Source organism: Bacillus sp. FSL K6-2431, from assembly GCF_038005165.1.
GTDB lineage: Bacteria > Bacillota > Bacilli > Bacillales > Bacillaceae > Bacillus > Bacillus pumilus.
The window spans coordinates 1,064,676-1,079,626 of record NZ_JBBOSQ010000001.1 but is presented as its reverse complement, the minus strand read 5'-3'; the positions used below and the strand labels follow the sequence as shown (position 1 = coordinate 1,079,626).

Here is a 14,951-nt window from a genome sequence, read left to right as displayed (position 1 = left end):
TTCGCCCTTTTTTTATTTCACATGTTCCCTGTCCAACTTTTCAAAAAAAGGTTGTCGAAGCTCATAAATTTTGCGATAATACTTATATTGAAAGTGCTTTCAAATGAGCGCTCTCATGGGACAATTGGGTGCGTTTCACTTGGGATTTATGGCGATTAGCCAAACGAGAGAGAAGCGCTTCTGGGAGAAACACAAAGCATAAGGGGATCTGATATAAGCAATGCTTTGGTGTGTGAATGATAAGGGGATCATGGGGAGCTTCATCACCTCATTGTGACGCATCCAAACCATACATAAAAAAAAGCCTAGGGGTAGGCTTTTTTTATTTGCAAAAGATTCATAACACACAGGGCTCTTTCAACTGCATGTTCTAAAGCACCAAGCTAGGGCATATCCTCATCGTAAGTACAGTCATCAAGAAGGGGGATGCCTCAGTGTCAAAAAAACTACTTGCACTCAATATAGATGGAACGTTACTTCGTTCCAATGGAAAAATCCATTCCGCTACAAAAGAAGCTGTGGAATACGTGAAGAAAAAAGGGGTTTACGTGACGCTTGTCACCAACCGGCATTTTCGTTCCGCACAAAAAATTGCCAAGGCGTTGAAGATTCCAACGTCAACCCTTGTAACGCATAGTGGTGCATTTATCGCGAATAAACTCGATGAGCCGCTTCATGTGAAGAAACTAACGGAAGAAAAAACATTTAATCTTGTACAAATTCTTGAAAGCTTTGATTGTAATGTTCGCTTGCTGCATGAAAAATTCTCGATTGGCAACCGGAAAAAAACGCAGTCACAGCTGATGGGAAAGACGTTGATTCATCCATCTGATCCAATTTTCTATCCCGTGCAATTTGTTGAATCGCTAAGTGATATGCTGATGGATGAACCGGTCAGTACACCAGTGATTGAAGTATATTCAACGGCAGAGCTGCAGCCTGAAATTCACCGAACCATTCAACAAGCTTTTCCATCTGTCGATCTTATTCGGATCAGTGATGAGAAAATGAATATTGTATGCAAAGGCGTATCGAAAGAAGCGGGGCTTTCTCTTTTGACCTCAGCATTAGATTTGACTTTAGAAGATACGGTGGTCATTGGGCAGGGAACAGATGACATCGCAATGCTTGAATTGGCTGGTTTAGGCGTTGCGATGGGAAATGCACCTCATTCTGTTAAGCGTAAAGCCGATTGGGTGACACGTTCGCACGATGAACAGGGAGTCGCTTATATGATCAAAGAATACTTTAGAATGCAGCAAAGAGAAGGATTCTTACATCAATTCGATATTAAACGATAATATAGGCGAAGGCCCTGTCAATCAAGAAATGGCAGGGTCTTCAACTGTTCCAGTCATTGCTTTTCCTACATATATTTTGTAAAATGAAACAAGTTTGAAGATAAAGGTGATACGATGCGAATTTTAATTAAAGGGCTGTCAGATGAACGATTTCATCGCCCGCTTGTTAATATAGCCAATTTATTTGAAGAAGATAGTGAAGTGCTGTTTGATCCAGATGAATTGCATGATGGACTAGTCATGGAGTTTAGCTGGAAAGAAGAAAATGGCATAGTGGAGGCATCTGGTCACATCGCTGGATTAGACATCACTAGTCGTTTTTCGCGAGACGTCCCAGAGGGCTTGAATGACAAGGAGCGCTGGAAGCAAATCAAAAACACAGTGCTGTCTGTTTATTTACATCTGCTTCAGGAGCACACAGGAATGACGCAAAAGTGGGGTATTCTCACAGGGATACGTCCTACAAAATTACTTCATAAGATGCTGAGAGAAGGTATGACAAAGGAAGATGCGCATGCCGCATTAAAGCGTGATTATTTGATTCATGATGAAAAAATCGATTTGATGCAGGAGATTGTTGACCGTCAGCTTCAAGCGATTCCTGACTTGTATGACCTTCAGCAGGAGGTAAGTATTTATATTGGTATTCCTTTCTGCCCAACAAAATGCGCTTATTGCACGTTTCCTGCTTATGCGATTAAAGGACAAGCTGGAAGAGTGGGAACGTTTTTGTTTGGTCTGCATTATGAGATGCAAAAAATTGGTACTTGGCTAAAAGAACATGGGATCAAAGTGACGACTGTTTATTTTGGCGGAGGTACGCCGACGAGTATCACTGCAGAAGAAATGGATTTGCTGTATGAAGAAATGTATCGCTCGTTCCCTGATGTGAAACATATACGGGAAGTGACTGTCGAAGCAGGACGTCCTGATACGATTTCGCCTGATAAGCTAGAGGTGCTAAACCGATATCATATTGACCGTATTAGTATCAATCCACAATCGTATGAGAATGAAACACTGAAAGCCATTGGCCGGCACCATAGTGTAGAAGAAACGATTGAAAAGTATCACTTATCAAGACAGTATGGCATGAATAATATTAATATGGACTTAATTATTGGTTTGCCGGGAGAAGGGCTAAAGGAATTCCAGCATTCCTTGCAAAAGACTGAAGAACTTAAGCCTGAATCGTTAACTGTGCATACACTCTCCTTTAAAAGAGCGTCTGAGATGACGCGCAATAAGGACAAATATCAAGTAGCTGACCGAGAAGAGATCACACGTATGATGGATGAAGCGGTCGCTTGGACGAAAGCACATGACTATCATCCTTATTATTTATATAGACAAAAAAACATCTTAGGAAACCTTGAAAATGTCGGGTATTCATTAGATGGACAGGAAAGTTTGTATAATATCATTATTATGGAAGAAGTGCAGACAATCATTGGGATTGGATGCGGTGCTGCTAGTAAGTTTATTGATCCACGTTCAGGAAAAATTACGCAATATGCCAATCCAAAAGATCCAAAATCATATAATGACCGTTATGAACACTATACTGAAGAGAAAATTCAGTTTCTTGAGTCATTATTTGTTCCTCATGTTTAAACACTGCGGTGACGCAGTGTTTTTTTCATTTGTAAAAGGGTATATAAGTGATAAAAAGTTAAAGCAGGTGTACATATGATTGATGTGATCGGAATTGGGATTGGGCCTGCCAATTTAGGTTTGGCGGCTTTGTTAGCGGAGTATGAAGATGTTTCATGCTGTTTTTTTGAACAGGAGACTGAATTTGCCTGGCATCCTGGTATGCTGATCAAAGGAACGGATTTACAAGTCTCCTTTTTAGCTGATCTTGTGACGATGGCGAATCCAAGGAGCAGATATACATTTTTAAATTATTTACATGAATCAAATAGACTTCACCGGTTCTATACATTTGAACAGTTTGACATTCCGCGAAGAGAATTCAATGAGTATTTGTCATGGGTCGCAGGTGAATTAGATAGCTGTCAATTTGGCATGAAGGTAGAGGAAGTGACGGACTGCCAAGGTGGTTATCTTGTGAAAGTCCGGCGATTGAAGGATGGATCGCTTTCTGAGTATCAGGCAAAGCATGTCGTGCTCGGAACAGGGAGCAAACCGATGATTCCTGTCGATGTGCCTGCTGCTGCACTGCCATATGTGACCCATAGCAGCCGGTATTTAGAACAACAGAAAGAACTTCATGAAGCTGAGGCGGTGACGGTCATTGGCTCTGGGCAGAGTGCAGCCGAAATCTTCTTAGACCTGCTTCAGCATCAGAAGAAAGGGCAACAGCTATCTTGGTTTACGCGATCTAGTGAATTTAGAGAGCTGGAGACGGCTGAGCTTGGTCAGGAGCTGTTTACACCAAAGTACGTTGAATATTTCCATTCGCTTCCTTATGAAGAACGAATGAACACATTACCTAGGCTGACTGGATTAAGAAATGGGATAGATGCATCGACACTCTCACGCATTTATCAGGAATTGTATCATCGGTCTGTTTCAGGCGAAGAGGCATCTGTGATTATTCAGCCAATGACCGAGCTTGAAGCCATACAGGTGGAGGAGAATCAGTCCCTGAAGCTACACCTAAAGCAGTGGCAGTTAAAGAAAAAAAAGAATATAACAGTAGATCGTGCCGTATTGGCTACAGGGTATACACCGAATATCCCGGCATGGTTTAGTGCGTATGAACCTTTAATTGAATGGGAAAGTGAAGAGCATTTTAAAGTGACAGAAGACTTCAGGCTTGTGTTCAAAGACAAGCGTCCGCATCATTTCTTTACATTCACGCACCTAGATCACTCTCATGGAACAGCGGCGACCAATTTAAAACTATCCATCTACCGCAACCAGAAAGTGATTCAAACCATTCGCGGGGTCAAAGAAGCGCCAGTTAAGCAAGAAACAGCCTTTCAGCAATTTGAATAAGAGATAAAAAGGGCCCCAAGCATAGGGCCCTTTTTCATTAGATTCGTTTCTTTTTTCACTTTTGGCTTTTCTGTTTGCCATTTGAACACTTTGTTCAGAATTTGATAAATTCGCTTAGATTCCTTCGTCACTAGTAGACCTAATATCGCAAGGATTAAGACGTACAATGCAGCAAATGGCTTTAAGGTAGCGGCAAGTCCGCCCGCAATACTCCCAGGAAGATCATTTTCTTTCATATTCATTTTATCCCTCCAAATATGATAGGTTGTGATTTTCATATCGTAATACGGATGAAATAAAATGAATCAGTATGGATCATTTGATTGACACATAATGGGGATCGCACACTTTATTTTCAAAAAACGTAGATCAATCGATAACGCAGCTGATGGAGCAGGCTTTAGAGGGAAAACCTTTGAATCAGCCAGTGATAATCTGTCCTTTAATAGAATAGAATGCTTTATCAACCATCCTCCCCCTTTCATCATCAATTTCTTTCCTCATTTACTATATAAAAATATATTTTTTGTTTCAACAATTTTGCTTATTTTGGTATCAACTGATCTTGAAATTTTTTACGCAGAGGAAAAGGGATTATTCGGGTTGAAATGGAAGTAAGTTGTGTGTTTAAAAGAAAAGGGGGATGCATGATGACATATATCAATTGTCAGCTAGACGGGGATATTTTTGAAATCGTTTTCAACAGACCAGATGCTTACAATTCATTTCATGTGGACATGTTTGCTGAATTCAAAGAGGCATGTGATGCGGCGGAGGAAAGTAGTGCAAAAGTCGTTGTGATCAAGGGTGTGGGAAAAGGATTTTCAGCAGGCGGAGATATTGGCATGATGCTTAAGCAGGAAAATGAAGAAGATTTCCATCGTGTGATGGATCTGATCGAGGGGATTACGCTTTCTCTTGCCGGTATGAAAAAAGTGACGATTGCTCTTGTCCACGGGTCAGCGGCAGGCCTTGCTTTTAGCTTTGCTTTAAGCTGTGACTACTTGTTTATGCATCAAGATGCAAAGCTCGCCATGAATTTTAATGGAGTAGGCTTAATACCAGATGGCGGAGGACACTTTTTCCTTACAAAAAGAGTCAGTGAACAAACCGCGAAACAATTGATTTGGAGCGGACAAAAGCTTCCTGCTGAAGAAGCGCTAAAGCTGGGCCTTGCAGACGGCGTGTTTCAAGAGGAAGTCGATGCGTATCAAAAGGTATGTGTGAAGCCGTTTATGAACATGCCGCTTCAAGCATTTATCGAGACAAAGCTAATCTATTTCCAGCAGTCAGAATCACAGCTATTAGCCGTTCTTCAAAAGGAGAGGGCAGCACAGGCAAGGCTGAGGCAAAGCCATGATCATAAAGAAGGCATTCAGGCCTTTTTAGAAAAAAGACGACCTGTGTTCCAGAATGTATAAACGGATGTGATGCCGGCGAATGCCGGCTTTTTTAACGTTCAAATAAAAGTAGCTTGCCTGCATCATCAACGAGCCGATGAGAATGCTTCGTGTATTGCTGTTCGATTAAGCGATGGCGACCTAATTCCTTTGCCTTTTCATCACTATCCGTTGTGATTTTTTCATTTAATAAAGTCTCACCCGATGGGTCAAATACAGTTAAAAAGTATGTCTTCTCCATTCCTCATCTTCCTTTCCTCTACTTGTCTATGTAATTAAACAAGGAATAAGATAAAACCTCTTTTTTAGCCCTTAAAAATGTGTTTTTTAGAATGAGAGTGATAGAACGTGCATTCGCAAAAATGGCATGATAAAATATGGACAATGACAGTATCGGACAAGGAGATAGACGTTTGACTAAGCTCACCTTTATTCATGCCGCAGATTTACATTTAGACAGTCCATTTGCAGGAATGTCGAATATCCCTAGCTTACCCTTTAAGCGGCTCAAAGAAAGTACATTTCAAAGTGCGAAGAATATGTTTGATCTCGCCATTGCTCGAGCAGTAGACTTTGTGCTGCTGAGTGGAGATTTATTTGACGAATCCAACCGTAGCCTGAAAGCACAGCTGTTTTTAAGAAATCAGTTTCTAAGACTGCAAACTCAAGGGATTGAAGTCTTTATTATTTATGGTAATCATGATCATTTAGGCGGTGAATGGACACCGATTGAGTGGCCTGAGAATGTGCACGTTTTTTCAACCAGTACCCCAAGTGAGCAATCCTACTATAGAGGAGATCAGCTTGTCGCAAGTATTTATGGATTTAGCTATAAGGAGCGTGCTGTCTATGAAAATATGACCTCACATTACGTCAAAACGACAGATGCTGCCTTTCACATTGTGATGCTTCACGGTACATTAGCTGGACAAGAAGGTCATGACGCGTATGCACCTTTTCAGCTTGAGCAGCTCGTTTCCCGAGATTTCGATTATTGGGCGCTTGGACATATACATAAGAGAGCCCTTCTGCATGAAGACCCGTTGATTATTTACCCTGGTAACATGCAGGGCAGACATATAAAAGAAACAGGAGAGAAAGGCTGTTACGTTGTTCAACTCTCCAAGGATTCTGCGACAGCGGAATTTATGAGCTGTGCAGATGTGATGTTTGAGACACTTGCAATAGACATCACAGAGACGGTTCATATGACGGATCTTGTGATACTTGTGGATAACAAAATCAGTGAACTGAAAAAGGATGGCGTCCCTCATTTTGTGAAAATTGAATTGACGGGTGAGGCACCACCTTACTTTGAGCATACGCAGCTTGAGTTGGTTGAGGAGCTCATGATCGTTCTTCATGAACAGGAGGAAGATGAAGATGTATTCGTTTGGGTGATCTCGATTGATTGCCGAACAAATGAGGATGTCGCCTATCCAGAAGATTCTTTTTTAAAGGAACTCACTGCTGAAATTTCACAGTTTGAGGCATATGAAGAGCTTCTATCACCGATCAAGCGTCACCCAACCTATAGAAAGTCAGGCAAAACTCTCACAAAAGAGGATGAGGTGGATATAAAAGAAGAAGCACAAAGGCTGCTGACAGAACAGCTAAAGCAATTATGAGAAAAGGAGAGGCACAATGAAAATACGTTCACTCCATATCGCCCATTTTGGAAAATTTTCAAATCGGACCTTTCACTTTTCTGATGACGGTTTTCAGCTAGTTTACGGCCTGAATGAATCGGGGAAAACGACATTGAAAACGTTTATTGAATCGATGTTATTTGGTTTTCCGAAAAACAAGATGTACAAGACGAAACAGGGTTCTTTTTATGGTGGTTCCCTCACTTGCCAAGATGACGAGTTAGGCGTTATTCACATTGAGAGAACATCCGACCGCGGTGGTCAAGCACAGGTGTTTTTACCGAATGGTGAAGTGAAAGACGAAGCTTTTCTACAGACACTTTTAAAGGGAACGGATCGCAGATTATATCAATCAATCTATTCATTTGATGTGTTCGGACTGCAAAATGTCCAAGCCTTAAATCAGGATCAGATAGGTGAATTTCTACTTTTCTCAAGTTTATTTGGCTCAGATGCAGCCACCAAGATGGATAGCAGGCTGCTAAAGCAGCAGGAGCAGCTGTTTAAACCAAATGGCCGCAAGCCTGAATTAAACCAGCAGCTTGATCATTTAAAAGAGCTAACAGGTCAGCTGAAACAAGCGAGATTGATAGAAGGTAGCTATACCGAAAAGAAACGGGAGCAATCTGAATTAACGGAGACGATCGAAAAGCTTCAAAATGAAATGAAGCAAGCAGAAGAACACCTTCAGAAACTGACTGAATCCATTCAAGTGTATCCCATGATTGAGAAAAAAGTGGACTTGAAAAAGGAATTAGCCCGCTATCCAGACCGGGTCAAGCGTTTTAGAGCAGAAACAGAGCATGAGCTGGATAAACTAGAATCACACCTTCACCCGAAAAAGGCTCAATTGACTGCACTGAAACAGAGGTTAGAACATTTGCAAACCTCACTCGTACAAGTTCAACCGCTCTATGACAAGGATACCTTAATGGAGATGAAACGAGTTGTAGATGAAGCATCTAATGCTGAGCTTGTGAAAAAGCGCATAGCAGGGTGTCGAGCAAACCGTGATTCATTGAAACAAAAAATCGACGAAGCGGTAGCAAAGCTAAAGTGGGATCGCCCGATAAAGCTCGAACAAATCGACGATTCGCTTGAATTTGAGTGGGAATTAAAGGAGACTGTCACTCAATACGTCCGTCTCATGGACAGAAAGGCACAGTTAGATGAACGATTTGATCACGCAAGACATGAGCTGGACGAAGCAGAAGCCGCTTTAAAGGGATTAAAGGAACAGCAAGTGAGACTGCACGGAACAGAAGATGATGCGAAGGGGACAAGAACGAAAAAGAAACCGATTCATTCCCGGTCGTGGTTATTCCGAGGCTTGATCGCATTTGATGTGGTGTTTCTGTGTGTTCTATTCTTTTTAACAGAGTGGTGGATCACGCTCTTGTTTGCGGGATTTTCTGTTTTTCTCTTCTTTGTCATTTACTCATTCAGTCAAATGAGCCCTATGAAACAAAGAAGCGGCGAAGACGCCTTAGATTCCTTTCAAGTGCAGGCAGCTTCAGCTGAAACACTTATGAGGCAGAAGGAGCTGCTGTACGAAAGAATCATCCGGCAATATGAAGACTGGGAGCTAGAGGTAGAGCCTGTCCAGCAGCAAGTAGAGGAAAAGAAGAGACAGCTTGGCTTGTCGTCTGAGCTTTCTTTCCTAGTAGAGGCCTTCCATATTCTAAAACAATTAAAAATGAATACAGCGGCATATGAGGAGCTTCAGCGTGAAATAGATGTGCTCTCCGATCAGCAATCGATTTATGAGCGCAAGGTTTCAGCGTTAAGCAGTCTCCTTCAAAATAAGGAAGGAACTATTCAGGAGAATATTTCAGCCTTTCAAGAGATATTGAAAGATGTGGCGAAAAGAGAAAAAGAACGCCAGACATTACATGTATCCATTCAACATGCGATGCAGCAGCTCTCGACACTAGAAGGTGAAATTCAATATTACGAAAAACAAACTGACGAGCTTTTTCGTCAAGTAGAAGCACAGTCCAAAGAAGATTACCAAGTGCTTTCTCATCTATCGAAAGAATACCGGAAACGGCTTTCTGAGCTGCAGCAGCTGAATCAAGAGCTTCATAGAAGCGGTTGTTTTGATGAGGAGGAATGGATTGTTCATAAAGGACTACCTCTCCTTGAGGAGGAGTGTGCAGAAGCAAAGCAGCACCTTCATGACGTTCAATTGAATGCGGAGAATATGGAAAAGCGTTTAGCAGAACTAGCGGTGGAAATCCGGCAAATAGAAGCTTCTGGAACAGTGTCTGATTTGACTCATCAGCTTGCCGCAGAGCAGGAGCATGCGAAGCACCTTGCAAAAAAATGGGCGGCCATTCAGCTTGTCCGCTCCGTCATACGAGAAAAATTGAATGAGCATAAAGAAACAAGGCTGCCTGCATTGCTTCAAACAGCCTCTAGTTTTATTCAACCGTTAACAAATGATCGTTATGAAGCGATTTTATTTTCACCTGAAGATGACTTGCTCATGGTGAAAAGAATGGATGGACGAATATTCCGTCCTGAGGAGCTTTCACAGGCAACGTGTGAACAGATCTATCTGGCGATTCGTTTTGCGCTTGCTTTGTCTCATCAGCAAGATTGTCAGCTTCCGTTTATGATGGATGACAGCTTTGTTCATTTCGATCACGTTCGTCTAGGCAGAGTGCTGGAGATGATGGACGAGCTCACACGTTTTGAAACACAGCTGTTTTATTTCACCTGTCATGAGCATATGAAGCAAGCAGCAGAAGATGGACAGGTTACGAGTTTAGTTGTTGAATGATTGACAAATAATGACTTATGTTATACTTATATGAGCAGAAACATGGAAGGAGCTTTTATTGAATGGCTAAAGGGATCATGACCTATGATGTCGGCGAACAAGTTGACCTGCATTTATTAATTAAATCATCTACTAAAGGGATTGCGAGTAATGGCAAACCATTTTTAACGTTAATTCTTCAAGATCAAAGTGGAGATATTGAGGCGAAACTATGGGATGCGAAGCAGAATGATGAACAAACCTATGCCGCACAAACCATTGTGAAGGTAGTAGGCGATATTCATCATTATCGCGGGAGGAATCAGCTGAAACTTAGGAATATACGCCCTGTTGCTGAAAATGAGCAAATTCGAATCGATGATTTTCTCGAAACAGCTCCTATTCCAAAACATGATATGATGGATACGATTATGCAATATATCTTTGATATGAAAAACCCTAATATACAGCGTGTCACAAGACATTTGCTGAAAAAATATGGACAGGAATTCGCTGACTATCCAGCAGCGACAAAAAACCATCACGAATTTGTCTCTGGTCTTGCTTATCACGTGGTGTCTATGTTGCATTTGGCTAAATCAATTGTGGATCTATATCCATCACTAGATCGAGATCTTTTATATTCAGGCATCATTCTTCATGATTTAGGAAAAGTCAAAGAGCTTTCAGGCCCAGTCTCAACCGCCTATACGGTGGAAGGCAATTTAATTGGTCATATTTCGATTATGGTGACAGAAATTGCGAAAGCTGCTGAAGAGCTTGGCATTGATTCAGAAGAAATTCTGATTCTACAGCACTTAGTACTAAGTCATCACGGCAAAGGAGAGTGGGGCAGCCCGAAACCACCAATGGTGAAGGAAGCCGAAATTCTCCACTATATTGATAATTTAGATGCGAAGATGAATATGATGGATCGTGCGCTTGAGCATGTGAAGCCAGGAGAATATACAGAACGTATTTTTGCGCTAGAGAATCGTTCATTTTATAAACCAACCTTTCACGAATAACCATGTCAAAACGTCCGCTTATGCGGGCGTTTTTTTCATAACTTGTCTTCTTCTCGCATAAGCATGTAACACAAAGGAAGAGAGCTGTTCTGAAAAAAAGGAGGCGATGAAAAAATGTTGTTTTTTCCATGGTGGGTGTATGCATGTATCATTGGCATTATTTTCTGTGCGTATAAATTAATGACAACGGCCAAAGAGGAGCAAGAGATTGATCAATCCTTTATTGAAAAGGAAGGAGAAATTTTTATCGAGCGAATGGAGCAAGAAAGAGAGCGCAGACGACAGGGACAGCAAATGAAAAGATCCCAAGATACGGCGGCACAAGAAGATCACTCGATTGCTTAATCAGGTGATATAAAAATCCCTCTGCCCGATCACGGCAGAGGGATTTTTTGTGATTATTGGTTTTGTTGTGGTTGTTGATTTTGTGCGGGTTGTTGAGACTTTTCTTTGAATGTGTTTTCAAGTTCTTTATCTTTTACTTTCACATCGGCATCTTTCACCAATTTGTTTAAGATCGTTTGGATTTCATTTGTGTCTGCTTGTTTTTGATTAAGTAGTTCTTTTTTCAAGTCTGCTTTCATGTCATCGTATTTACCGCGTTCTTCGGTCTTTTTAATGATATGGTAGCCGAATTGTGATTTCACTGGTTTGCTGATTTCATTCACTTTTAGTTTGAATGCAGCTTTACTGAAGTTCTCGTCCATTTGACCTTCTTTTGCGAACCAGCCTACATCGCCGCCTTGTGCAGCTGAAGCGGTATCAGTTGAATATTCAGACACAACAGCATCCCATTTTTCACCTTTATCTAATTTCTTTTCCACTTCGTCAGCTGTTTTCTTATCAGCTACTAAAATGTGGCTTGCGCGGATTTTCCCTTTTAGGTCATCGTAATACGCTTTTACTTCTTTATCAGTGATTTTGATGTTAGCTTTGGCAGCCTTTTGAGTCAGCAGCTCATATTTCACTTGATCTTTGATGTAATCTTTTCCGAATTCATCTTGAAGTTGTTTTAAACGATCTTCACCAAGTGTCTTTTTATATTCTTCCATTTTCTTATCAATTTCTTTATCAGATACTTTGTATTTGTCAGCAAGAACCTTTTGTTGAACAAGTAGATTTAAAGCATCTCCACCTGCTTGTTTCTTAAGAGTCGTATAAAGCTCTTCTTTTGTGACATCTCCTGATTTTGTTGTTGCGATGACATCTTTATCACCGCTACTGCATGCGCCAAGAGTTAAAACACTAACTGCTGTTACAGCTGCTAAAGCCATTTTTTTCATTCAAAAAACACTCCTAATCTTTCCAATTTATTTATCATTGCTTGTATCATAACATATTGTGACACGCTGTAAAAAGAAATGCAAATGGGAGGGCATTCGTCTAGTCAAAAATTTGCGCGCTACATACACATATAGTGATCACAAAAAGGAGGCTGAATTATATGGGAGCAGGATATTCTAATGGGTTTGCTTTATTGGTCGTGCTATTCATTTTGCTGATCATCGTTGGTGCAGCATATCTTTATTAATTAAATCGCTGTGACAGAAAGGAGCCGTCCTGCCATGCGTGCGGGCGGTTCTTTTTTCAAACGATGACAGGTGCCTAAACGTTTTCAATTTTATAGCATACACTGAGCTTAGAACAGAGGAAGAACTGGCAGGAGGTGTTTTTTACATGGGAGGAGAAGTCTTCGCTGGCGGTTTTGCACTAGTCGTCGTGTTATTCATCTTATTGATCATTATCGGTGCATCTTGGATTTGCTAATTAATGAATATACACAAAAAGCTGCCCTCAAACTGGCAGCTTTTGCTTTGATCTTAAATAGATATGGTAATTTCAACAAATGATGAGATCAGTAAGATCAGTATCGATACATTGATAAAGCGAAACACCTTATCTTGCCGTTCTTCAGGAATCTCTCTGACAAGGCATAATGTATTAGTAAGCCTGTTTATTGAATACACAATAAACGCGGCAAAGACGATGAAGTAAAATAAAACTATCGGAGATCCCCCCTCTCTATGCTATTCCCATACTACATTACCAAATTTTTTATGAAAAAGATAGAAGTTGGCTTTAAAAACCTCATGATGAGGATGTTTGGTCAACTAAAATATCAAACTCGTCTTGGGCTTGATCGATGATGCAGGATTTAGGTGCTTTGAGCAGTTTCCATGCAAATAAAAAGTCAGGCAAACAATAGCCTGCATGAATACTTGCGATGATGATAAAATAGTGTGCATACATTGGAAACGCCACACCTAACACAAAGTAAACCGGTGAAATCACACAAAATGGACTGAGAAGTGAATAAAGCATGATGTTCTTTGGTACACGCTGCCAGCAATTGCGTTTAAATAGCGTCATTTTTTTCTTGTTTTTCATCACTGGGATCAAGTGAACCACGCGGTGGACAAGCAATGTCACAAGTAAAAGCATCGCAAAAAGCGGTGCGTTGTGACTGCTTAGTCTCGTTTCAGGATGAGTCAGTTGAAAACATAAAAAAGCCGTAATGAAAAAAAGTATAGCAAGACTTATGGCTGAAATCAGCAGTCTTGTATAACCATAATCCTTTTCAAGATTAATGGTTTTCCAACAATTCATTTTTCATCCTTCCAATCTTAAAAAACTAATTGAATATCTCAAGATAATTTACTCTTCCTGAGGATAAAAATCAATGGTTTTCATGAAAAAAAATAAAATGTTGTGTTCACATGGAATAAAGAGAGGAAACTTTGGATTTTTCAAGAAAAAAAGACAGAAGAGGGAGGTTCGTCTCTTTCGTCAATGAGTAATTTCGGCTAGAATAGAAAGACTAAGAGAAAGAGGGAACGTACATGAGTATTGAGGAACGAATGAGCCAGCTCGAATATTATATGGAACTTTTGCTGACGGCGACCGATATGAGCCGTTATCCATATTATGCATTATTGATCAGGCAGCGGGTATCGAAGGAAGAGGCGCAGGAAATTGAGCGTATTTGTGCTGAGCTTTCAGAGGAAATGGACAAGCAAAAAGCACAAGGCTACGTCATGTTTGACGATATGCTTGCGCTTTTTGCAGGACAGTTAATTGAAAAGCTGGATGTGCATGAGACGATATTTGCATTGCGTGATCAAGGGCTGTTTCAGCCGTTAATGAATGAATTTATAAAGATCATTAAACAATTTGATTTGCTTTATTAGCCGCTTTTTCTGCTGCATCAGCTGAGTCTTCAAGTTCCTCAGGTTTTTTCGTGACTTTTCCTCGCTCATCCAAAAAGTCCTTCTCAATGTTTGAAAACGATTTCTCAAAAATCTCCATGAAGTCCTCACCATAGATGTTTCGGATAATACACATCATTTCTAAAATCTCAGGGAACTTTCCGTAAATGTCATGAAGCGGCTGTGCACCTTTGACAATACCAGTTCGTGCAGGGTCATAATCTTCGAGTAGTTTATGGAATGTCTCTTCGCCTTTTGGCGTTAGCTCAATATACGTATTGCGTTTATCGTTTAACTTTTTAGAAAATTTTAAAAATCCTCGTTCCTCAAGTTTCTTGGAGAAGTTAAACGCCGTTGATACATGCATGACGCCAAACTTTGCAATTTCTGATATTGAAGCTCCTTTTAATTGATACGCAATCCACAAAATATGATGTTCATTGATATTTAGGTTATACGGTTTGATCCACTGCTGCCAGTCCTTTTCAATGGATTTCCAAAGAGCTTTGCTCAATTGGGCCATTCTTTGACTGAATAAAAGTGCTTCTTTTACATCGAAAGGCTTTTCCGAATGATTCATCCATTTCACCTACTTCTCTTTTTCTTGTAATTCTATTATGCCAATAAAATAAAGATTAA

Annotated in this window: 16 protein-coding genes and 1 pseudogene; 11 read left to right on the top strand and 6 right to left on the bottom strand. The window is 40.6% G+C overall.

What is annotated here, in order from left to right; genetic code table 11:
* Positions 1–434: 434 nt before the first annotated feature.
* The 3 genes from MHH40_RS05520 (at position 435) to MHH40_RS05510 (ending at position 4,265) form a co-directional block, all read left to right on the top strand.
* Positions 435–1,301: a Cof-type HAD-IIB family hydrolase gene (locus MHH40_RS05520; protein ID WP_050945401.1), complete on the top strand. Its 867-nt coding sequence runs from the start codon at positions 435–437 to the stop codon at positions 1,299–1,301.
* A gap of 114 nt (positions 1,302–1,415) precedes the next feature.
* On the top strand, positions 1,416–2,915 hold the full coding sequence (locus tag MHH40_RS05515; RefSeq protein WP_340900746.1) for a coproporphyrinogen III oxidase: 1,500 nt from the start codon (positions 1,416–1,418) through the stop codon (positions 2,913–2,915).
* Between the two features lie 75 nt (positions 2,916–2,990).
* Positions 2,991–4,265: a lysine N(6)-hydroxylase/L-ornithine N(5)-oxygenase family protein gene (locus tag MHH40_RS05510; RefSeq protein ID WP_212046113.1), complete on the top strand. Its 1,275-nt coding sequence runs from the start codon at positions 2,991–2,993 to the stop codon at positions 4,263–4,265.
* On the opposite strand, the pseudogene MHH40_RS05505 reads toward MHH40_RS05510, so the two are convergent.
* A pseudogene (locus MHH40_RS05505) lies at positions 4,250–4,474 on the bottom strand (hypothetical protein); the annotation flags it as partial. The gene MHH40_RS05510 and the pseudogene MHH40_RS05505 overlap by 16 nt on opposite strands.
* A gap of 438 nt (positions 4,475–4,912) precedes the next feature.
* Here MHH40_RS05505 and MHH40_RS05500 point away from each other — a divergent pair.
* Positions 4,913–5,686: an enoyl-CoA hydratase gene (locus MHH40_RS05500; RefSeq protein ID WP_080984796.1), complete on the top strand. Its 774-nt coding sequence runs from the start codon at positions 4,913–4,915 to the stop codon at positions 5,684–5,686.
* A gap of 31 nt (positions 5,687–5,717) precedes the next feature.
* Here the strand turns inward: MHH40_RS05500 and MHH40_RS05495 are convergent, their stop codons facing one another.
* Positions 5,718–5,906, bottom strand: a complete 189-nt coding sequence (locus MHH40_RS05495; RefSeq protein WP_003210963.1) for a YhzD family protein — start codon at positions 5,904–5,906, stop codon at positions 5,718–5,720.
* 172 nt (positions 5,907–6,078) lie between these two features.
* Between MHH40_RS05495 and MHH40_RS05490 the strand changes: the two genes are divergently transcribed.
* The 4 genes from MHH40_RS05490 (at position 6,079) to MHH40_RS05475 (ending at position 11,451) form a co-directional block, all read left to right on the top strand.
* The gene (locus MHH40_RS05490; RefSeq protein ID WP_340900745.1) at positions 6,079–7,293 is read left to right on the top strand and encodes a metallophosphoesterase family protein; all 1,215 of its coding nucleotides are present in this window, start codon (positions 6,079–6,081) and stop codon (positions 7,291–7,293) included.
* Positions 7,294–7,309: 16 nt separating this feature from the next.
* Positions 7,310–10,099, top strand: coding sequence for an ATP-binding protein (locus tag MHH40_RS05485; protein ID WP_340900743.1), 2,790 nt, complete (start codon positions 7,310–7,312; stop codon positions 10,097–10,099).
* Positions 10,100–10,161: 62 nt separating this feature from the next.
* Positions 10,162–11,106, top strand: coding sequence for a 3'-5' exoribonuclease YhaM (yhaM, locus tag MHH40_RS05480; RefSeq protein WP_340900742.1), 945 nt, complete (start codon positions 10,162–10,164; stop codon positions 11,104–11,106).
* A gap of 114 nt (positions 11,107–11,220) precedes the next feature.
* On the top strand, positions 11,221–11,451 hold the full coding sequence (locus MHH40_RS05475) for a sporulation YhaL family protein (RefSeq protein ID WP_003211592.1): 231 nt from the start codon (positions 11,221–11,223) through the stop codon (positions 11,449–11,451).
* Positions 11,452–11,504: 53 nt separating this feature from the next.
* Here the strand turns inward: MHH40_RS05475 and MHH40_RS05470 are convergent, their stop codons facing one another.
* Positions 11,505–12,389 (bottom strand): peptidylprolyl isomerase, encoded by an 885-nt coding sequence (locus MHH40_RS05470; protein ID WP_003211354.1) that lies wholly within the window; start codon positions 12,387–12,389, stop codon positions 11,505–11,507.
* A 161-nt stretch (positions 12,390–12,550) separates the two neighbouring features.
* Between MHH40_RS05470 and MHH40_RS05465 the strand changes: the two genes are divergently transcribed.
* Positions 12,551–12,637, top strand: a complete 87-nt coding sequence (locus MHH40_RS05465; RefSeq protein WP_008361129.1) for a YjcZ family sporulation protein — start codon at positions 12,551–12,553, stop codon at positions 12,635–12,637.
* Between the two features lie 146 nt (positions 12,638–12,783).
* On the top strand, positions 12,784–12,873 hold the full coding sequence (locus MHH40_RS05460; RefSeq protein ID WP_017360317.1) for a YjcZ family sporulation protein: 90 nt from the start codon (positions 12,784–12,786) through the stop codon (positions 12,871–12,873).
* A gap of 53 nt (positions 12,874–12,926) precedes the next feature.
* On the opposite strand, the gene MHH40_RS05455 is transcribed toward MHH40_RS05460, so the two are convergent.
* Both MHH40_RS05455 and MHH40_RS05450 read right to left on the bottom strand, forming a co-directional pair.
* Entirely contained in the window at positions 12,927–13,112 is a 186-nt protein-coding gene (locus MHH40_RS05455) for a hypothetical protein (RefSeq protein ID WP_072368131.1), read from the bottom strand.
* Positions 13,113–13,194: 82 nt separating this feature from the next.
* Positions 13,195–13,713 (bottom strand): DUF3267 domain-containing protein, encoded by a 519-nt coding sequence (locus MHH40_RS05450; RefSeq protein ID WP_003210901.1) that lies wholly within the window; start codon positions 13,711–13,713, stop codon positions 13,195–13,197.
* Positions 13,714–13,946: 233 nt separating this feature from the next.
* On the opposite strand from MHH40_RS05450, the gene MHH40_RS05445 reads away from it, so the two are divergent.
* Positions 13,947–14,294 carry a YhaI family protein gene (locus MHH40_RS05445; protein ID WP_050945394.1) on the top strand — a complete coding sequence of 116 codons (348 nt, stop codon included), beginning with the start codon at positions 13,947–13,949 and terminating at the stop codon, positions 14,292–14,294.
* Here MHH40_RS05445 and MHH40_RS05440 read toward each other — a convergent pair.
* Positions 14,269–14,892, bottom strand: coding sequence for an HTH-type transcriptional regulator Hpr (locus MHH40_RS05440; RefSeq protein ID WP_050945393.1), 624 nt, complete (start codon positions 14,890–14,892; stop codon positions 14,269–14,271). The genes MHH40_RS05445 and MHH40_RS05440 overlap by 26 nt on opposite strands.
* Positions 14,893–14,951 lie beyond the last annotated feature (59 nt).